18 protein-coding genes are annotated in these 20,137 nt (G+C 61.1%); 14 read left to right on the top strand and 4 right to left on the bottom strand.

Going from position 1 to position 20,137, the window contains the following annotated elements; translation table 11 throughout:
* Position 1: 1 nt before the first annotated feature.
* Complete coding sequence (locus A37O_RS0103280) at positions 2 to 1,876, bottom strand: ABC transporter ATP-binding protein (protein ID WP_018296069.1); 1,875 nt, start codon at positions 1,874 to 1,876, stop codon at positions 2 to 4.
* A 115-nt stretch (positions 1,877 to 1,991) separates the two neighbouring features.
* On the opposite strand from A37O_RS0103280, the gene A37O_RS0103275 reads away from it, so the two are divergent.
* Positions 1,992 to 2,558 carry a hypothetical protein gene (locus A37O_RS0103275; protein WP_018296068.1) on the top strand — a complete coding sequence of 189 codons (567 nt, stop codon included), beginning with the start codon at positions 1,992 to 1,994 and terminating at the stop codon, positions 2,556 to 2,558.
* Between the two features lie 97 nt (positions 2,559 to 2,655).
* Positions 2,656 to 3,222: an isopentenyl-diphosphate Delta-isomerase gene (idi, locus tag A37O_RS0103270; protein ID WP_018296067.1), complete on the top strand. Its 567-nt coding sequence runs from the start codon at positions 2,656 to 2,658 to the stop codon at positions 3,220 to 3,222.
* Here the strand turns inward: idi and A37O_RS0103265 are convergent.
* Complete coding sequence (locus A37O_RS0103265; RefSeq protein WP_018296066.1) at positions 3,219 to 4,496, bottom strand: carboxylesterase family protein; 1,278 nt, start codon at positions 4,494 to 4,496, stop codon at positions 3,219 to 3,221. The two genes, idi and A37O_RS0103265, sit on opposite strands and share 4 nt — an antisense overlap.
* 37 nt (positions 4,497 to 4,533) lie before the next feature.
* Between A37O_RS0103265 and A37O_RS0103260 the strand changes: the two genes are divergently transcribed.
* Genes A37O_RS0103260 through A37O_RS16640 form a run of 3 tightly spaced genes read left to right on the top strand, consistent with a single transcriptional unit; the run spans position 4,534 to position 6,829 of the window.
* Positions 4,534 to 6,498 (top strand): M3 family metallopeptidase, encoded by a 1,965-nt coding sequence (locus A37O_RS0103260; protein ID WP_026196094.1) that lies wholly within the window; start codon positions 4,534 to 4,536, stop codon positions 6,496 to 6,498.
* 4 nt (positions 6,499 to 6,502) lie between these two features.
* A complete protein-coding gene (locus tag A37O_RS0103255; RefSeq protein WP_018296064.1) occupies positions 6,503 to 6,682 on the top strand; it encodes a hypothetical protein in 180 nt (59 codons plus the stop codon).
* 6 nt (positions 6,683 to 6,688) lie between these two features.
* A complete protein-coding gene (locus A37O_RS16640) occupies positions 6,689 to 6,829 on the top strand; it encodes a hypothetical protein (protein WP_018296063.1) in 141 nt (46 codons plus the stop codon).
* Positions 6,830 to 6,835: 6 nt separating this feature from the next.
* On the opposite strand, the gene malQ is transcribed toward A37O_RS16640, so the two are convergent.
* Positions 6,836 to 8,971: a 4-alpha-glucanotransferase gene (malQ, locus tag A37O_RS0103245; protein WP_018296062.1), complete on the bottom strand. Its 2,136-nt coding sequence runs from the start codon at positions 8,969 to 8,971 to the stop codon at positions 6,836 to 6,838.
* A gap of 164 nt (positions 8,972 to 9,135) precedes the next feature.
* On the opposite strand from malQ, the gene A37O_RS0103240 reads away from it, so the two are divergent.
* The 9 genes from A37O_RS0103240 to A37O_RS0103200 all read left to right on the top strand — a co-directional run bounded on the left by A37O_RS0103240 (position 9,136) and on the right by A37O_RS0103200 (position 18,778).
* Positions 9,136 to 10,998: an AMP-dependent synthetase/ligase gene (locus A37O_RS0103240; protein WP_018296061.1), complete on the top strand. Its 1,863-nt coding sequence runs from the start codon at positions 9,136 to 9,138 to the stop codon at positions 10,996 to 10,998.
* A 128-nt stretch (positions 10,999 to 11,126) separates the two neighbouring features.
* Positions 11,127 to 11,798: a hypothetical protein gene (locus tag A37O_RS0103235; protein WP_018296060.1), complete on the top strand. Its 672-nt coding sequence runs from the start codon at positions 11,127 to 11,129 to the stop codon at positions 11,796 to 11,798.
* Between the two features lie 25 nt (positions 11,799 to 11,823).
* Complete coding sequence (hemW, locus tag A37O_RS0103230; RefSeq protein WP_018296059.1) at positions 11,824 to 12,930, top strand: radical SAM family heme chaperone HemW; 1,107 nt, start codon at positions 11,824 to 11,826, stop codon at positions 12,928 to 12,930.
* A 47-nt stretch (positions 12,931 to 12,977) separates the two neighbouring features.
* Positions 12,978 to 13,994, top strand: a complete 1,017-nt coding sequence (gene hrcA / locus A37O_RS0103225) for a heat-inducible transcriptional repressor HrcA (RefSeq protein WP_018296058.1) — start codon at positions 12,978 to 12,980, stop codon at positions 13,992 to 13,994.
* A 19-nt stretch (positions 13,995 to 14,013) separates the two neighbouring features.
* Positions 14,014 to 15,141, top strand: a complete 1,128-nt coding sequence (dnaJ, locus tag A37O_RS0103220) for a molecular chaperone DnaJ (RefSeq protein WP_018296057.1) — start codon at positions 14,014 to 14,016, stop codon at positions 15,139 to 15,141.
* Positions 15,141 to 15,845 carry a 16S rRNA (uracil(1498)-N(3))-methyltransferase gene (locus A37O_RS0103215; protein WP_018296056.1) on the top strand — a complete coding sequence of 235 codons (705 nt, stop codon included), beginning with the start codon at positions 15,141 to 15,143 and terminating at the stop codon, positions 15,843 to 15,845. The genes dnaJ and A37O_RS0103215 overlap by 1 nt, the downstream gene beginning before the upstream one ends.
* A gap of 10 nt (positions 15,846 to 15,855) precedes the next feature.
* Positions 15,856 to 16,863, top strand: a complete 1,008-nt coding sequence (locus A37O_RS0103210; protein ID WP_018296055.1) for a PhoH family protein — start codon at positions 15,856 to 15,858, stop codon at positions 16,861 to 16,863.
* Positions 16,860 to 17,444, top strand: coding sequence for an rRNA maturation RNase YbeY (ybeY, locus tag A37O_RS0103205; protein ID WP_018296054.1), 585 nt, complete (start codon positions 16,860 to 16,862; stop codon positions 17,442 to 17,444). Before A37O_RS0103210 ends, ybeY begins: the two co-directional genes overlap by 4 nt.
* Positions 17,444 to 18,778: a hemolysin family protein gene (locus A37O_RS0103200; protein WP_018296053.1), complete on the top strand. Its 1,335-nt coding sequence runs from the start codon at positions 17,444 to 17,446 to the stop codon at positions 18,776 to 18,778. The genes ybeY and A37O_RS0103200 overlap by 1 nt, the downstream gene beginning before the upstream one ends.
* Before the next feature lie 127 nt (positions 18,779 to 18,905).
* Here A37O_RS0103200 and A37O_RS0103195 read toward each other — a convergent pair whose 3' ends face one another.
* Entirely contained in the window at positions 18,906 to 19,970 is a 1,065-nt protein-coding gene (locus A37O_RS0103195; protein WP_018296052.1) for a 2,3-butanediol dehydrogenase, read from the bottom strand.
* Positions 19,971 to 20,137 lie beyond the last annotated feature (167 nt).

The raw sequence follows: 20,137 nt of genomic DNA, 5'->3' as shown, positions 1-20,137 counted from the left end.
CTTACACGTGTTCCTCTGGGTGGTTCTCGTCATCGTCTGAGACGAAGCCGAACTTCTTCAGCCTGCTGCGATCGGCCTCGGAGGAAGAGGCAGTCAACTGGAGCAGCTCTGAATAAATACCGCCGGAGACCGCTAACTCATCAGGCGAGCCGATTTCGTGGATCTTTCCGCCCTCTAAGGTGATGATCTTGTCCACGTCGGCAATCGTCGACAAGCGGTGCGCAATGATGATCGTCGTGCGATCCTTCATCAACTCATCCAGGCCCGCCTGCACCGCGCGCTCGGACTTGTTGTCCAAGGCGGAGGTGGCCTCGTCGAGAAGCAAGAGCGGAGCGTCCTTGAGCATCGCACGGGCGACGGCGACGCGCTGCTTTTGGCCGCCGGACAGGCGCAGGCCGCGCTCGCCGATCACTGTGTCGTAGCCCTGGGGGAAGGCCATGATGAAATCATGCGCGTTGGCGCGCCGGGACACGTCGAGGACTTCTTCGTCGGTGGCATCGGGCTTGCCGTAGGCAATATTCTCGCGGATCGTGCCGGAGAACAGGTTCGGCTCCTGGAAGACCACACCGACGGATGAGCGCAGCTTCGCCGCGGTGAGATCTTCGACATCGTGGCCACATACGGACAGCTCGCCAGACGAGATGGGGTAGAGGCCGAGCAGCAGATTAATAATCGTGGACTTGCCGCCGCCCGACTCACCGACGAGCGCGACCTTTTCGCCGGGCGCGGCATTAAAGGTGATGTCCTGGAGCACCGGCTCGCCGGGGAGATACTCGAAATCGACGTGATTGAAATCGACTACCGGGTTGCGAGAATCAAGTGGGGCGACGTAGTCGTCGCGAAGCTCGGGCACACCTGATACCTCCGTGGCGGAGACGAGCTGCTCATTCGCCGTGGGCTCGAATTCCTCCTCCATGACCTTGAAATAGTCCTTGGAACCGGCGATGGCGCGCTGCGCCGAATCGACCATGAAGCTCATCATGTACACGGGCTGCTTGGCCATATTCACCAGTTGCAGCAGCATCACCATGTCGCCGAGCGTGAAGAACCCATTAAGCGTGCGCAGGAAAAGCACCAGGTAGATCGCCAGGAAAATCAGGTTCATGGCCACACCGCGGATGCTGTCCATGGAGTGCCACCAGCGCGACTGCGGGCGCGTGATATCGACGGTTTTGCCGTAGCGCGAGCCGAAGAAGTCCAGCTCGCGGACCTCGGCGACAAAGGACTTGGTGACCTTCACCTGGCCGATGACCTCCGAGAAGCGACCATTTGCTTCGTCGATCTGCTGGTTCTTCTCACCCTCCATGCGCTGCCACCGCTTTGAGGTGAGCGCCGTGAGGTACATGTAAATCGGGAACAATAAGGCCAGCAAGATGGTCAGGGGCCAATAATAAATAGTGGTGATAATCAGAATTACAATAACTTGCAGGCCCATGGGCAAGAAGTTGTTGGAAAAGGACTGGATGAACTGAGTGACGTTCGTGATCGAACGGTCCAGCCTGGCGATCACCGTGCCCGTGATCTGGTTATCGAAGTATTTCTGCGGCAGAGCCAAAAGCTTCGCGTAGTAGCGGGTGGACAGGATCTGTCGCAGACGCATGGCCATCACGTCGCCGTAATAACCACTCAGGTTCTGCAGCAAGGTGGTAGCCACGTCCGCAGCAAACAGCGCGATGGCCAGCCAGATAATGGTTTGGGTGACGCTTGCCACCGTGATGTCGCCAGAGACTGCCGAGACAATCGAGTCGGTCGCCTCTCGCAGGATGAAAGGGCTGACCAAGCCGAGCAATGCCACGACCGCAGCCAAAACGACGATCGCAAGATAGAACGGCCAGAGCGCCGAAGCGCTGCGCAGGACGCGCCATAAGGAATTCATAAGGGGAGAGTTTTCCTCAATCTCTTTCTGCTTAAATTTTGGGTCACAACGAGTTCAGTCTAGGCAACACGCTAAAGTAGTGCGAGATACGTCATTTCAACGTGAAAGGCAGGCCATGGCTTCAACACTCACGCGCGCTACGGCACTCATCACCGCCGCTGGAGTTAGTCTGGCTTTGGCATCGTGCTCCTCCAACGGTGAGGACGCGAATGCAGAAAGCACGCTGACACCCACCACAGGTGTGGCCACCACGGCCGAAGCTGCGGATGCTGAATTCGCGGTTGAGCAACGTGACCCTATCACCACCGACAACCTTTCGGGGCCGGTGGAGGATCCAGCCACGGAGATTACCTATCACTGGCAGGGAGTGACCACCCCGCCCGCAGGCGGCGGGACCATTGTGACAGTCGCGGTGACGAATACGTCCGATGCACCGATGCCACCAGAGGCATTGGGCACACCGAAACTCGGCTACCGCGATTCCACGGGCGGCAGCCTCACGGAGGTCGACGAGCTCAGCGCGGAGAACGCGGCATTTGAGGGCATTCTTGGCCTTGACCAGCAGCTCGGCGCCGGGGCAACAAGCAACGTGCAGTTCGCCTTCGACGTGGCCAACTCCAGCCTGTGGGCTGCTGATTTCACCATTGGAAATGTCACTTTCTCGGGCAACCTGAACAGTTAGAGGCGGGCGGCCCTGGTGGTATCGTCAAGGGCAAGTACTTAGTTTAAATTCCCGTCAAAGCTAGTCCAGTCAAAACTATAAGGAAGTGTGCGCCACTGTGTCTGAACGCGAACAGGTTGTATTGCTCGACATTATGGGTGAGCCTGAAGGTGTGGCCTACAAAGACGAGGTCCACTCCACGAAGACTCCGCTCCACCTCGCATTTTCTGCCTGGCTGTTCGACGCAGAGGGCAACGTGCTGGTGACCCGCCGCGCGCTGAGTAAAAAGACATTCCCGGGTGTGTGGACGAACAGTTTCTGTGGCCACCCAGCACCGGGCGAGGAGATCCCGGATGCGATCCGTCGTCGCGCGCGCGACGAGATTAACCTTTCCTCAGATTTCATCGCTGAGGTGCGCGAAGTAGTCCCCGATTTCCGCTATCGGGCCGTGGATTCCTCTGGTCAGGTTGAAAACGAGGTGTGCCCAGTGTTCGCGGTACGCATGCACGAGGGCGCCTCGCTCTCGCCAAACCCAGAAGAAGTTGACGCCTACGTGTGGGTCGAGCCGCAGAAACTGCTCGCAGCAGTCGATGCAACCCCGTGGGCCTTTAGCCCCTGGTTCTCCCTGGAATTGCAAGACACCAGGTTGCGCTCCGTGCTGGAACGCGTCGAACCACAGCGCTAGTTAAAGCTGCTGCGCACATACCCCAGTGGGTCGCGGACTTCGTGGGCATTCTCGCAGGCCAAATTGATAGACATTACAGTGCGGCCCGTATCGGCTGAATATTCCGGCCAGCCCACATGACCCGTTCGGGCGTATTCGAGAAGCTGCGCGTGCAGGCCCTCACCGGCGGTGTAAGGGTGGACACCAAAAAGTGGCTTCAAGTCGTGGCAGTGCCCGGCGGACTCGAACGCGCTCGGCAGAAATTCCGCCTGCCAAACTTTTGCGGGGGCTTCTTCAGCAACTAGATCAGTCCAGTGGCGAATCATCGCGTCGCTTAACAAGCGGCCGAACACATGCTTGGGATCCATTTTCCGGGCAGTCTCAAGCCACGGTTCGATCTCCTCGCGCTCGATACCAATTGCTGGGCCGAGGGTTTTTACAGCCGTAGTGCCCAATCCCATTTTGTCTATTTTGAGGGCAACTGGGTGGGCAATCATCTCGTCGCGAACCGACGTGACAATGACATCCACGTCAGCCATCTCGGCAGGCTCAAGTGGGGCCGGACCAAGCGCCACATCGAGCACGTATCGGCGACGAAAACGCTTGTACGCTGCATCAATGCGCCTCGGACTGGCAGTGATGAAGTTCTCGCGGGTCAGGCGCATACCGAGGAATGCTGCCTGGAGAGTGTCGCGGCGTTGCTCATAAGACTTGTGGGGGAAGGCCGGGCTCAGCGCCACGATTCGTCGAAAAGCACCGCGAAAGTGGTCGCGGCGTGCGAGCCACAACGTGATCGCCGCGCCCGCCGATTGCCCCACAACCGTGACGTTGGTGGGGTCCCCGCCGAAGGCTTCGATGTTGCGCTGGATCCACTCAAGCGCGAGATTGCAATCATCGATGCCACGGTAGTGATTCGGTTCGTCGTCGTGGAAGGGCGCAAAGCCCGCGAGCCCCACGCGGTAGTCAATCTGGACGTGGACCACCGACTGAGTCGCGGTGGCATAGCCGTTGGCGCGTTCGTCGTTATGCGAGCCCTCCTCGAAGCGGCCTCCGTGGATGTAGACCAGCACCGGGAAATCATCGGCATCGCTGGCGCCCGCAGGAGCCATCACGGTCAACGCCATGGGGTCGGTTCTGGGGCCGGTCGCGTCGATCATCATTCCGCGGTGAGTGGCCGTGGCGTTAGAAAAGGGAGTGCGAAGCTCCGCGTAGGGGATGGAATAGTAGGCATCAACCACCCCGTCGCTTACACCGACAATGGTTCCTGCAGGGCACGTCACTTCAGCAGAATGCATGCCTACCAATCTAGCGTGCGGGGTAGCATAGTGCCTTATGACGAACCCTCTCCTGACACCGTCCACTCTGCCGTACAATTTGCCCGATTTTCGGGCCATTACCTTGGATCATGTGAGGGAGGCATTCCCCATTGCGCTGGAGAATCAGCGCCGCGAGATCGACGAAATCATTTCCGAAGCGGAGCCGACATGGGAAAACACCGTCGAAGCCCTGGAGCTTGCCGGCGCCGACCTCGAGCGCGTGACCTCGTGGTTCTTCAACCTGCAAGGCACCGACGCCACCGAGGAGTTCAACGAGATCGCCGACGAGTGGGTGCCCAAGCTCTCCGCGCACTCCGATGCCATTTACCAAAACGCCGAGCTCTACGCCCGCATCAAGGCGGTCACGCCTCCCGCAGACGAGGAGTCGCAGCGCCTCCACGACAAGCTTTTGCGCGGCTTCGCGCGTCGCGGTGCGGACGTTTCGGACGCAGAAAAAGCTCGCTTATCGACGATTAACCAGCGCCTTTCCGAGCTCTCCGAGAAGTTCGGGCGCAACCTCATCGAAGACACCCGCGAGCTGGCCGTGCACTTTTCCACCAAGGAGGAACTCGCCGGGCTTTCCGACGAGCTGATCCAAGCCAGCTTCGATGAAGAATCCGGCGACTATGTCCTGCCCATCGAGCTGCCCACCACGCAGTCGGCCCAGTCTCAGCTGGAATTATCTTCCTCGCGCCATAAGGTGTTCGATGCTTCCCGTAAGCGCGGCACCGATTCCAACCGCGAGATCGTGCTCGAATCGGTGCGCTTGCGCCAGGAGCGCGCGAAGCTATTGGGCTACGACACCCACGCCGACTACGTAATCGCCGAGGAAACCGCCGGCGACGCCTCTGCCGCGCGCGATCTGATTTCTGACCTCGCGCCGGCGGCCGCGGCCCAGGCCGAGGGGGAGCGCAAGCTTGCCGGCGAGATGGCAGGCGAGGAACTAGGTGGTGCCGACTGGCCGTACTGGCAGGCAAAGCGCGCGGAGCGAGATTTGGACATTAACGAGGCGGAACTGCGCAAGTATTTCCCGCTGAAGCAGGTACTTGAGGATGGCGTGTTCTATGCCGCGCACCTGCTCTACGGGATTACCGTGAAGCGTCGGGAAGATTTGCAGGCCTACCGCGACGACGTCCTGGTCTGGGAAGTTATCGACGAGGACGGAACCGGCCTGGGTCTGTTGCTCACCGATTATGGGGCACGGCCCACCAAGCGTGGCGGTGCCTGGATGAGCTCCTTCGTGGATCAATCCCAGCTCGCTGGCACGAAACCAGTCGTGGTCAACGTGATGAGCGTCAGCGACGAGCTGCTCTCCATTGATCAGGTGACCACCTTGTTCCACGAGTTTGGCCACGGCCTGCACGGGCTGCTGTCGAATGTGCGCTATCCATCCATGTCGGGCACCTCGGTGCCACGCGACTGGGTGGAGTTCCCCTCTCAGATCAACGAGAACTACGCCTTCGCACCGGAGATCGTGCGCAACTACGCCCGCCACGTGGATACCGGCGAGGTCATCCCAGACGAGCTGATGGCAGCGGTTATTGAATCGCGCAAGTTCGGCCAGGGCTTCGCCACCTCCGAGTACTTGGCGGCCAGCGCCATCGATCTGGCCTGGCACTCGCTGGAAGGGGAAGTGCCCACCGACATCGAGGCCTTCGAAAACGAGGTCCTGCGGGAGATCGGCCTCGATGTCGAAGGCCTGGAACCGCGCTACCGCTCCACCTGGTTCAACCATATCTTCGCCGGAGGCTACTCGGCAGGCTACTACTCCTACCTCTGGGCCGAGGCACTCGACGCCGACGGCTACCAGCTAGTCGAGGAGCGCGGCATCAACCGCGAGACCGGCCAGCTCTTCCGCGATACCATCCTCTCGCGCGGCGCATCCCGCGATTACTCCGAGGCCTACAAGGCATTCCGCGGACGCGACAAGGATGTGCGCCCACTGCTGGTGCGCCGCGGTCTCGAAGGCGTGAAGGTGTAAGGCCATGGACCAACTGATCCAAGCACTGACCCAGGCCTCGTTGTGGATTCAGCTGCCGCTGGTTTTGCTGGTGGTCCTGCCTATCGCAGGCGTGGTCGCGGTGGTGTTGCTGCGCATCATTGATGCGGTTGGTGTGGGCTTTTCGGCCGCATTTCGGGGGCGGGCCGAAAAGGAAGTAAGGTAAGCAACTATGGCAAACCCAGAGAACCTGCGGAAGCAGGATCAGAAGCTTCCGAAGTCGCGCCGGAAATACCCCCAGTCCCGCGTGACGCAATCGCTGTGGATCCTGCTAGCGCTCTTGGTCATCGCGGCACTGGTGGGAATGTTCTAGCCTCCGCTAGCTCCTCTTGGAAGCCTCAGCCACTCGGTTGAACAGCTCCATGCCCTCGAGGTCCTCGATGAGGACCGGGGTGCCCGAACCATTGGTCAGTGGCACGCACCAGTTGCGGTACTGATCCGCGTTGGTGCCCGGCTGGTTCTGAATCCGGGTATCGCCAACCATGTCCACCAGGTTGGTACAGGTCAGCGCCGACGACGTGCCCGCGATGTAGCGGTTCAGGGCAACCAGGAGATCTTCCACGTTGCCGCGCTCGTCGCGAGGCACCTCGGTGAAGCTTCCCTCAGGTGTTTGTGCATCGCCGAAATCTCCCGCATCGCGCACCGCATCGAGGACGCGACCCTGCCACAGCGCGTCTTCAGCGTCGACCTCTTCGACAGGGTCCTCGAGCAGCCCCAGCTTTTCGCGCAGCTCGTTGTGTGCGCCCTGGAGGTAGCCCGCGGTCGGCGGAAGGTCGTGGGTGCCTACCGACGATAGCGCCGCCGGACGGTACTCGTCCTGTCTGCGCGGAGCGTCACTGCTTGGCGACGATTCAAACCACAACACCGAGGTACCCATCACGCCTCGCTCAGCGAGCACGTCTTGGACCCATGGCTCGAAGGTGCCCAGATCCTCGCCCACAACAACGGCGCCAGCGCGCTCGGCCTCGAGGGCAAGCACACCCAGCATCGCGTCGTGGTCGTAGTTCATGTACGTGCCGTTGCGTGGATGCTCCATGCGTGGCATCCAGAACAAACGGAACAGACCCAGGATGTGGTCGACGCGGATGCCGCCGGAATTGCGCAGCACCGTGGCCAACAGGTTGCGCCACGGGCGGTAGCCCGCCTCGGCCAGGCGCACTGGGTTCCATGGGGGTTGGGACCAATCCTGGCCCTGCTGGTTGTAGTTGTCTGGGGGTGCGCCCACCGACGCATCGGCAACCAATACCTCGGCCAGGTTGTGGGCGTCGGCGCCGCCTGGGTGGACACCGACTGCCAAGTCGGTCATCACGCCGATCTTCATCCCGGTATCAACGGCGCGCTTCTGAGCTGCGGCGAGTTGCTCGTCGGCAAGAAACTGCAGCCACATGTAGAACCGTTCCAGCTCTGCCACTTCGCCCTCAAGCGCATGTGCGCTGGCGTTTGCTCGCTGGTCGAGTTCCCGGCGCGCGCACCACGAGGCAAAGTCGTTGAGGCCCTGGCCCTGCTGCTCGATGAACTCGTCAAACTGCGCAAGGCGCGGAGCAGTGAACTCCGTGTAGAAGATCTCGCGCAACACGTTGAGTTTCGCCTCAAAGATTGGATTGCGCTCGATGGCTTCGGCCGAGGAGTTCATCGCCTTGAGCGGCGCGATGAGTTCCTGGATCTCCGCGATAGCATCGGCTTCGAGATTGCCGTACTCGGGGACATCCTCGACGCGGATATAAATCGGATTCACGTACCGGCGAGTAGTCGGCAGGTAGGGGGAGTCCTCGACGGGAGGGAAAGGCTCACCTGCATGCACCGGGTTGATCAGCAGGAAGTCCGCACCGCGCGAGGCGAGGATTTCCGCCAGATGGCCCAGATCGTGGAAGTCGCCCAGGCCCCAGGATTCCTTCGAGCGCACGGAGTAGAGCTGCGCCATGACACCGTAGACGGGGTTGTTGATATATGTGTCGGTGGTGGACAGGCGCGCAGGAGTAATAATCAGCGCGGCGGTCTCATTGACCTCTTCCGATTCCAGGTGCAGAGTGTGCCACCCCTGTGGCAGGTCGCCCGGAATGTGGAAGGTGGCCTCGCCCCAGGTGATGCCATCGAACTCGACGGGAGCGGTCCAATTCTCGTCCTGGTACGCCTGAGTCGACGAGCCATCCTCGAGCTCGATCCAGACGTTGGCGGGGGAGCCGTCATGGACGTGAATATTAAAGCTCTTCTCCTCACCCTCCTTCGCAATCACTGAGGGCGGAAGTGGGCGCGTGGCCTGGACAAGGCGGTGACGCTCAATAGCCGCGTTCAATTCGTTGTCGGTGGGCTCGTCGCTAAGCGAAAGACCACCGGCGCGCAGGAGTTTAACCAGAGACTCGGACGGAGGAATGATTTCCTCCCCGTCAGAACTGGTGTAGCGCGTCGACAACCCGTAGGCACTAGCGAGCGTGTTTAGAAGCTCTACGTTGATCACGAGTGTCCATATTGCCAAAGAAAACCGATTCGCGTGATGTTTCGGCGTTTCACCAACCCTATCCGCGACCTGTGAGCACAATGGGAAGCGCGTACTATCGATCAAAATTGCGTGAAATTATTAGAGAATTACCTGAGGTTTAGAAGGCAGAAAGGCTCCAATTTATGTCCAATGCAGAGGCAAGCGCGGCCACCCGTGGATTTTATGAAACCCCCGCGAATTTTCACCTTGCCGAGGACGACAATTGCATCACCGCGTTGATCGGGCTGTGCAAATCCAACCCTCACCTGGTGTTGTACTCGCGCCCACAGAATTACGAATGGGTCGACGTGACTGCCGGTGAATTCCTCGAGGAGGTCTACGCGGTAGCGAAGGGGCTCATGGCCTTCGGTGTGCAGCCCGGCGACCGCGTCGCGCTGCTATCGGCCACCCGCTATGAGTGGGCGCTGCTCGATTTCGCCATCTGGGCCGCCGGCGCCGCCAGCGTGCCCATCTACCCCTCGTCGTCGGCTTCGCAGATCCAGTGGATCGTTGAAGACTCCGAGGCCGTACTCGCGATCGCCGAGACCCGCGAGCATACCGATGTGTTGACGAATTTAGTGCTTGACGACGAAGGCCGCGCCCCAATCATGGGCTCGCCAACCAAGCTGCGTCGCCTGCTGGAGATCAACTCCTCTGCCGTTGACACCCTCAAGTTCGAGGGCCGCGACATCCCCGACTCCGAGGTCGATGCGCGCGTGCTCACCATCAAGCACGATGACTTGGGCTCGCTGGTGTACACCTCTGGTACCACCGGTAAGCCAAAGGGCTGCATTCTTACCCACAAGAACTGGATCCACCAGGTGCGCGCCCTGCTCTCGCACCGCATCGGTGAGATCGCGCGACCTGGCACCCGCATCGTGACCTACCTGCCGATGGCACACGTGCTGGCGCGTGCCGTATCCATCGCCCTGACAATCGGCGGTGGCACGCAAACGCACTGGGCCGACACCGGTTCATTGACCATGGAGCTACAGCGCACTCACCCGCACCTGGTCCTCGGTGTGCCGCGCGTGTTCGAAAAGGTCCGCGATGCGGCCTACCACAAGGCCATGGATGGCGGACCGGTCAGCCGCACCGTGTTCAAGCAGGCAGAAGCCACCGCCATCGAGTACTCCAGGGCCCTGGATACCCCGAAGGGGCCCTCGCGGGTGCTGGAAGCCAAGCGCAAGGTGGCCGATAGGCTTGTGTACTCCAAGATCAAGGATGCGCTCGGAGGGGAAGTGCAATACGCCATTACCGGCGGGTCGGCGATGAGCACCGAGCTGGGCCACTTCTTCCGTGGCATCGGTGTGCCCGCCTACGAGGGCTACGGCCTGACCGAAACCACCGCGGCTGCTGCCGTGAACTTTGGTAAGCACACCAAGATCGGTTCCGTGGGTCGCCCCCTTGGCGGCTACGCGGCAAAGATTAACGAAGACGGCGAGATCCTGATCAAGGGCGACGGTGTGTTCAAGGGCTACATCAACAACGAGGAGGCCACGCGCGAAGCGCTGGTGGACGGCTGGTTCAACACGGGCGACCTCGGCGAGATCGACGAGAACGGCTTCATTACGGTCACCGGTCGCAAGAAGGACCTGATTGTCACCGCTGGCGGCAAGAATATCTCGCCGCAGCCTCTCGAGGAGATCATGCGCAAGGATCCGCTGATTTCTCAGGCTCTTGTCGTCGGCGACGGTAAACCGTATATCGGTGTGCTGGTCACCCTCGACCAGGAGGAACTGGGGCGCTGGAAGGCGGCGAACGGCATTCCGGAGAGCACGGAGCTCAAGGACTTGGTGGCCAACCACGCGCTGCACGCTGAGGTCCAGGACGCCGTGAACATGGCGAATGCCACGGTCAGCCACGCGGAGCAGATTAAGAAGTTCCGCATCCTGGAGCGCGATCTGTCCGAGGAGGAAAACGAGCTCACTCCGACGATGAAGGTCAAGCGCAACGTCGTCGCGGAGCGTTTTTCCAAGGACATCGAGCAACTGTACGAACGTTAAAATTTAGCTGTGAGAACACTTCGGCGCGCCATCACGAAAAGGTGGCCGAAGTGGCATAGAGTCGCTATGCGTAAGCGCACAACCCTCAACCACTACTTGAGGTCTTGAAACGTCGAAGGGAGCCCTCGGTGCAAAAAATTGCCGCTCAATTGCGTCACCGTGAGCTGACCCAGGAAATCTACAACATCGGCGACGAAGTTGCGGAGTATATCGAGCACCTGGCCGAGGCCATCGCGGACTATGACGGCGAACTCATCGAGGATTGCCTGGCCGAATTCAACGAGATCATCGAGGACGCGCGTGTAGATTCGCGTCGCATCGTCGGCGAGCTCGTCGGCCTGCGCCAAGCGCTGACCTCCGGTGTGCGCGCAGGTGTCCTCTCCGCCTCGGCCTCCGAGGAGGAGAAAGTTCCCGAACCGGAAATCCTCGACGGCGAAGGCCTGAGCGATCTGTTCCCGGTCTTCGGGGCGCTCGTGCGTGTCAACGATATCCACAACGCCTTAGAATCACGCACCGATCTCGTGGTCCAGCACCTCGGTGAAGTCGTCGAGTATGTTCTCGAGCAGACCGAGATGGTTGCCCGTGAACTCGGCATCGTCTCCCTGCCGCACCTCTACGCGCGCGTCGGCGATATTGTCCGTGTCGCCGTCGACGGCTGGATCGAGGTCGTGGCGAAGGAACACCCGGCGTTTACCCGCTCGATGCGCGGCTCGAACCCGCCAGCATTCCTGGCGGAGCGTTCGCGTATCGACGCGGTGGTGGCCAAGGTCGCAGCGAAGCGCTCGCGTAAGGGCGCTTAGGGTTTTAACGGGTACTCTATTCACCATGTCTTTTGGTGTGTATATCCACGTCCCTTTTTGCGCTACCCGCTGCGGGTATTGCGACTTCAACACCTACACACCCACTGAGGTCGATTCCTCCTACGAGCAATACCTCGACAACCTGGAGCGTGAACTCGCCCTGGCAGATGGTCCGCAAGCCGACACCGTGTTTATCGGCGGCGGCACACCGTCCCTGATGGGCGCTGACGGCCTGGGCCGGATCTTGAAGGCCGTCAAGGACAACTTCGGGCTAGCACCGGGTGCGGAAGTGACCACCGAGTCCAACCCGGAGTCCACCGATCCGGGCTTTTTCGAGGGAATCCGCGAGGCTGGATTTACCCGCGTGAGCCTGGGCATGCAGTCCGCGTCCACGCCGATTTTGAGAATCCTTGACCGCACGCATACCCCGGGCAGGGCCGTCGAGGCCGCCCGCGAGGCAAAACGTGCGGGATTCGAGCACGTGAACCTGGACATGATCTACGGCACACCAACCGAAACCGAAGACGACGTGAAAAAGACGCTTGACCATATTTTGTCGGCCGAGGTGGATCACGTCTCGGCGTACTCCCTGATCGTCGAGGACGGCACCGCCATGGCGCGCAAGGTCAAGCGCGGGGAGCTCCCGGCACCCAGCGAGGATACGTTCGCAGACCGCTACGAGCTGATCGCGCACACCTTAGAGTCCGAGGGGTTTGACTGGTACGAGGTTTCCAATTGGTCGAAACCGGGCGGGGAGTGTCAGCACAACCTGATCTATTGGCGCGGTGGGCGCTGGTGGGGCGCGGGCCCGGGCGCGCACAGTTACATGGGTAACGAGCGTTTCTATAACGTGAAGCGCCCCGAGAAATACAACCAGTTGCTTTCGGCGGGTGAGCTGCCCATCGCCGAGCGCGAGCAGCTCACGGCGGACGACGAGCATATGGAAAAGATCATGCTTGGCCTGCGCCTGAAGGAGGGAATCCCGCTGGAGTGGATCAATGACAGTGCACTCCCTGTGGTGCGTAGGCATGAGGAAGCGGGCAGGCTGATCGTCGATAAGCGAGTGCGTGTGACGAAGACCGGAAGGCTACTTGCCGACGGTATCGTGACCGACATCTTGGCAGCTGAGTGATTCGTGATTACAGTAGTGTTAGCAGTCAGGGAAGGAGAGTGCTAACAATGGCGAATGCTACGGAGAAGCGACGGCAGGCAGTTTTGCGTGCCATCGTGGCCGACTACATCGCCCTGCAAGAACCAGTTGGCTCGAAAGCGCTGGTAGATAGGCACCAACTGCAAGTCTCACCGGCGACCGTGCGTAACGATATGGCGGCGCTGGAAGAACAAGGATACATTCAGCAGCAACACGCATCCTCGGGGCGCATGCCCACGGAGAAGGGCTACCGCGCTTTCGTGGATACGATCCACGAGGTCAAGCCGCTCTCGGGAGCGGAGCGGCGCGCAATCGTCGAGTTCATCGAGCGCGGCGTGGACTTGGAAGACGTGCTGCGTCGCTCGGCGCAGCTGCTCGCGCAGTTCACCCGGCAGGCTGCCGTGGTGCAGCTACCCACGCTCAACGTCTCGCGGGTCAAGCACTGCGAGGTGGTGGCGCTTGCGCCACAACGCCTGCTGTTGGTGCTGATCACCGATGCGGGCCGCGTGGACCAGCGCAATGTCGAGCTCGCACGGCCTATCGACGACGCCGGCGTGGCGGCACTGCGCGACATGTTCAACACGGCGCTGCAGGGCAAAACACTCGCCGATGCCTCGACTTCCGTGGCTGAACTTGCTGCAAGCGCACCACCCGAGATCGCCGATCACGTGATGCGGGCGGCCACCGTGCTGCTCGAGACCTTGGTGGATCAGCCCACCGATCGCCTCATTATTGCGGGTGCCGCGAACCTGACGCATATGCCGCAGGGATTACATGAGGTCATTGACGCGTTGGAAGAACAGGTTGTGGTGCTCAAGCTGCTCACAAACGTGCCCGATCTGGGTGACGTGAGCGTGCGCATTGGGCGCGAAAACGAAGAAGCGGGCCTGTCCCAGGCCGCCGTGGTAACCGCGGGGTACGGTTCCGACGGTGAAACACTCGGCGGACTGGGAGTGCTCGGCCCGACATATATGGACTACCCCGGTACGATTCAGAAAGTTGCCGCAGTGGCGCGCTATATTTCGCGCGTACTGGCCGGCGAATAACGAAAGGACTTTATACACAGTGGCTCGTGACTACTACGGGATTCTCGGGGTGGACAAGAACGCCTCCGATTCGGAAATCAAAAAGGCGTACCGCAAACTTGCCCGCAAGTACCATCCGGACGTCAACCCCTCCGAGGAGGCCGCGGAGAAGTTCCGTGAGGCTTCGGTGGCGCAAGAGGTGCTCACCGACCCAGAAAAGCGTCGCATCGTGGACATGGGCGGCGACCCGATGGAGCAGGGCGCAGGCCAGCCAGGTGCCGGTGGCTTTGGCGGCGGCGGCTTCGGCGACATCTTCGAAGCCTTCTTCGGCGGCGGATCCCGTGGCCCACGCTCCCGCGTCCAGCACGGCTCTGATGCGCTATTGCGTACCTCGATCACCCTCGAGGAGGCTTTCTCGGGTGTGAAGAAGGACGTCCGCGTCGACACCGCGATTGTCTGTGACCACTGTGAGGGCACCGGTTCCGAGTCCAAGGCGAAGCCCGTTACCTGTGACAACTGTCAGGGTTCGGGCCAGGTCCAAGAGGTGCAGCGCTCCTTCCTGGGCAACGTCATGACCACCATGGACTGCCCAAAGTGTGATGGCTTCGGCGAGATCATCCCCGACCCTTGTAAGAAGTGCTCCGGACAGGGCCGCGTGCGTGCGCGCCGCGACCTGGTAGTCACCATTCCTGCAGGCATCGCCGACGGCATGCGCATCCGCATGGCCGGTCAAGGCGAGGTCGGCCACGGTGGCGGCCCAGCTGGTGATCTCTACGTTGAGGTCTCCACCCAGCGCCACCCTGTGTACAAGCGCGAGGGCGACAACCTGCAGATGAAGCTGCGCGTGCCGATGCTCGACGCAGCACTAGGCACCTCGCTGACAGGTGTGGACCTCGGCGGCGAGGAGTACACCATCGACGTCCCCGCAGGCACCCAGCCAAACGCGAAGATCACCCTCGAGGGTCAGGGCATGCCACGCCTGCGCGCCGAGGGCCGCGGCAACCTGGTCGCCGATGTTCAGGTCACCGTGCCACAAGATCTTTCCGACGAGGCCCGCGAGGCCCTCGAGCAGCTGCGCGCTGCCCGTGACGGCGATCAGCCCGCCGTTGAGGACGAGGGCGGCGACGGCAACTTCTTCAGCCGCCTGCGCGATAAGTTCAAGCGCTAATGTCGCTGCCACACTTCATCACCGAGGCACCCCTGACCGGCCAACTCGCCGGGGCAGAGGGGCGCCACGCCGTGACCGTCAAGCGCATCGCACCCGGCGAAGAGATCATGCTCATCGACGGCCGCGGCACGTGGGCGCGCGTGCGCGTCACCGACACGTCGGGCAAGGAACTGCTCAAGGGTGAGGTGTTAGAGCAAGGTGTCGACGAGGCGCCGACCCCACGGGTGACGGTGGTGCAAGCCATCCCGAAATCCGAGCGCGCCGAACTCGCCGTTGACTTAGCCACCCAAACCGGTGCCGATGCGATCATCCCCTGGATCTCGCACCGCACCATTGCGCGGTGGACGGGCCCGAAGGTGGCTAAAAACGTGGAGAAGTGGCAGGCGACAGCCCGCGAGGCCGCGAAGCAATCGCGGCGGACCTTCATCCCGGAGGTCCATGATCCGGTCACGAGCAACCAGCTCAAGGACATCATCGCGGGGAAGCAGGCACTTGTCCTGCACGAGGACGCGGAATCGTCGATACGCGATATTGCTCTTGCCAACGAGATCTACCTCATCGTCGGCCCCGAAGGCGGCATCGGCACCGATGAGCTGGAACTACTCGGCGCGACCCCTGTGAAACTGGGGCCCGAGGTGCTGCGCACCGCGACGGCCGCGGCGGTTGGCCTTGCTGCCATCGGCGTGCTGAGTTCGCGCTGGTAGAGTGACGCTCATGGAATCATCCCCCGAAGTCATTTCGCACACAGTCGATGTGGATTCGGCCTACGCACATACAATTTTCGGCGTCTCGGACGAAAACCTCAAGGTCTTGTCCAACCTGCTCGGCATAGATGTGTTTGCACGCGGTACGCGCGTCTCGTTGACCGGACCCGCACATAAAGTGAGCCAAGGTACCAAGGTCATAGGCGAATTGGAGTCCATGGCTCGTCGCGGAGTTGTCGTCTCCAAGGATGCCGTGACGCAGGCCGTGCAGATCATGGAGCAGCACTCGCCGGAGTCGGTCTCCGACATCCTGGGCTCCGAAATCATCTCGCGGCGCGGCAAGGTCGTGCGCCCGAAGACGCTGGGGCAGAAAGAATACGTCGACGCGATCGACGAGAACACCATCGTGTTCGGTATCGGCCCCGTGGGCTCGGGCAAGACCTACCTCGCGGTGGCGAAGGCCGTCCAGGCGCTGCAATCCAAGGAAGTCAAGCGCATCATTTTGACGCGCCCTGCCGTTGAGGCCGGCGAGAAGCTAGGCTTTTTGCCGGGCACGCTCAACGACAAGATCGACCCGTACCTGCGCCCGCTCTATGACGCGCTGCGCGACATGCTCGATCCCGAGATGATTCCGAAGCTCATGGAGGCAGGCATCATCGAGGTCGCGCCACTGGCGTATATGCGCGGTCGCACGCTCAACGACGCGTTCGTGATTCTCGACGAGGCTCAAAACACCACACCAGCCCAGATGAAGATGTTCCTCACCCGTCTCGGCTTCGGCGCGAAGATGGTGGTCACCGGCGATATCTCCCAGGTGGACCTGCCGCGCGGCCAGATCTCCGGTCTGCGGCTTGTGCGCCACATCCTGCGCGGTGTGGAGGACGTGCACTTCTCGGAGCTGGGCTCCAGCGACGTCGTGCGCCACGCGCTGGTGGGCCGCATTGTCAACGCCTACGACGAATTCGACGCTAAACAGGAAGAGAAGCGCGCCGCCCAGCGCGAGGAGGAAGAAAAGTGAGTATCGAGGTCCTCAACGAGTCAGGCTTTGACGGGGTCAATGAAGAGATGCTTATCGACGTAGCGTCTTTCGCACTATCTGCCATGGATGTGCATCCCGACACCGAAGTCACCATCACCTTGGTGGATTCAGACACCATGTCGGATTTGCACGAGCGCTGGATGGACCTGCCCGGTCCCACCGACGTGATGAGCTTCCCCATGGACGAGCTCACCCCGGGCAGCGGCCGCCCCGACGCTTCGGCACCAGGGCCTGCCATGCTCGGCGACATCATCTTGTGTCCCGAGTACGACGACAAGCAGGCCCGCGCCGCCGGGCACTCACTGGGCCACGAGCTCGCACTCTTAACCGTGCACGGCACCTTGCACCTCTTGGGCTACGACCATGCCACACCGCAAGATGAGCGCGAGATGTTCGCGCTGCAGAACGAGGTCCTGGCCGACTGGTACGACTACCTGACTCAAAAAGACGTGTCCTACCAGCCGAAGCCTGCGGGCAAGCACGCTTTCCCCACCGCCGCAGACCGCGAGGCCCTCGACGGTTTGGTGGAAGAGCAAGAGAAAGAGCAGGGCGGTAGCTAGTGGAAGTATGGGTCATTTACGGCATCGTCGCCGTCATTGCACTCTTAGCCTCGGGCCTTGTGGGCACGGTTGAGGCCGCGGTTAGTTCCATTTCGCGGGCTCGCGTGGAAAACATGGTCAAGGAGGAGGTCCGCGGCGCGGATGCTCTCCTGCGCGTGTTGAACTACCGGGCGAACCACATCAACTTGTTGGTGATGCTGGGCACGATCCTCGATGCTACCGCGGCCGTGTTCGCTGCGATGATGGCCATGGACATCATCGAGTCTGATGCTTGGGCAATCACCGCCGCGATTGCAGCTGTTTCCCTGCTGAGCTTCGGCGTGGTGGGCGTATTCTCCCGCACGGTGGGCAAGCGCAACCCCTACTCGGTGTCGCTGAGTTCGGCGCAGCTGCTTTCCGCGATCAACAAGATTCTTGGACCGGTATCCAAGCTGCTGATCTGGCTGGGCAACCTGTTTAGCCCAGGCCACGGCTTCCGCGACGGCCCGTACGCCACCGAGGTGGAGCTGCGCGAGATGGTCGACATCGCCCAGGAGCACGGCATCGTTGAGGTGACCGAGCAGCGCATGATCCAAAACATCTTCGACCTGGCCGACACCTATGCCAAGAACGTCATGGTGCCGCGCCCCGAGATGATCTGGCTGGAGGCCGACAAAAACGCTGGTCAGGCCACCACCCTGATGATCCGCTCCGGACACTCCCGCGTACCGATCATCGGTGAGAACGTCGATGACATCGTCGGCATCGCCTACCTCAAAGACATCGTCCGCGAGACCTACCACCGCACCGACGGCGGTCGCGGGGTGAAGGTGGGCGACATCGTGCGCCCAGCCTTCTTCGTTCCTGAGTCCAAGCCTCTCGACGAGTTGCTCCAGGAGATGCAGCGCGACAACACCCACCTCGCCATGCTTGTCGACGAGTACGGCGGCATCGCCGGCCTTGTGACCATGGAAGACATCCTCGAGGAAATCGTCGGCGAGATTACTGACGAGTACGACGAGAGCGAAGTCGCCCCGATTGAAGAGATCGGTGAGCGCCAATACCGCGCGGTTGCGCGCCTCTCACTGGATGATCTGAAGTCCTTCCTCGACGACGAATTGGATTACGACCTGGAGTTCGACGAAGAAGTCGAAGACCAAGTCGACACCGTCGCCGGTTTGATCTCCTATGGCCTGGGCCGCGTGCCTCTGCCGGGCTCCGGTGTCGAGTTCGAGGGGCTGCACTTCACCGCAGAGGGCGGACGGGACCGCCGAGGCCGGATGAAGGTGACCAGCGTGGTCATCGATGTGCCGGAACAAAACGAGCCGTTCATCGATCACCACTTCTCGGACTAGGTGGGCGGGCTGTTTCAGGGGCGTACATTAACGGTTGCAGATCAACGAAAACCGCGGTCACCATTAAGTGTCACTAATGGCCGACCGCGGTTTTCGTCAATGTGGATCCGTTAACGTGCAGCCGGAACTACAGGTCCGGTGAGACCAGGATCTTCACCGCGGTCTCGTTGTGGTTGATCAGGGTGTCGAAGCCCTCGTTGATCAGACCGTCGAGACCGATCTTGCCGGTGATGAATGGCTTCAGATCGACCTTGCCCTCCTCGACCAGCTTGATGGTCTCGGGGTGATCGTGTGCGTAGCCGATGATGCCGGTGATGGTGAGCTGCTTCATCACAACGGCGTGGACATCGAGCTCGGCCTTCTTGGACCAGATGGACTCGATGACCAGGGTGCCGGCAGGCTTCAGAGCCTCGACGAGCTGGTCAAGGACCACGTTGACGGAGGTGCACTCGAAGGCCACGTCGGCGCCGACGCCATCGGTGAGCTTCTTTACTTCCTCGACAACATCGACCTGGGTTGGGTCGAGAGCATGATCGACAACACCGGTCTCCACTGCCTTCTCGCGGCGCAGCGAAGAGGTCTCGGTGGCGACAACGGTCAGGCCGTAGGCCTTGAGTACCGCAGCGGTGAGCAGGCCGATGGGGCCGAGGCCACCGATGAAAGCAACGTCGCCCTCCTTCGCGCCCGAGGCCTTGAACGCGTTGTGGCCCACGGACAGAGGCTCGATTAGTGCAGCCTCGTCGAGTTCCACGTGATCAGCGATGGGGTGGACCCAACGGCGCTCAACAGCGATCTTCTCGGAGAGGCCACCGCCGCGACCGGCGAGCCCGATGAAGTTCATATCAGGGGAGAGGTTGTAGTGTGGGTCGGTCTTCTCGTCCACGTCATCGTGGATGATGTAGGGCTCCACGACGACCTTCTGGCCGACTTCGAGGTCGGTGACACCCTCGCCGAGAGCCTCGATGGTGCCGGACATTTCGTGGCCCAGGGTGACGGGGTTTTCTTCACCGGAGATGGGGTGTGGGTGGCCGTGAGGTGGGGTAAAGATGGGACCTTCGAGGTATTCGTGCAGGTCAGTACCGCAAATTCCACACCATGCCACCTTGATCAGGACCTGGCCTGGGCCGGCGGTTGGCTCGTCGATTTCTTCGATGCGGATGTCTTTGTTGCCGTAGTAACGCGCTGCGCGCATAGTCATTCTCCTCAAGTGTTAAGAGCAGACTCGGCGCCCGCTCTAGGGTTTCCGTGTACCTCTCCAAGTGTACCTATGTACTTTGCTTATGGTGTTATGTATTATTCGTGATCTTAAGGACACCTCTGGTCTATGAAAATTAACCGGGGGTGGACTTTGTTTCGAAC

Source organism: Corynebacterium lubricantis DSM 45231 (assembly GCF_000379425.1).
GTDB classification, from domain to species: domain Bacteria; phylum Actinomycetota; class Actinomycetes; order Mycobacteriales; family Mycobacteriaceae; genus Corynebacterium; species Corynebacterium lubricantis.
This window is presented reverse-complemented; position numbering and strand designations above follow the sequence as displayed.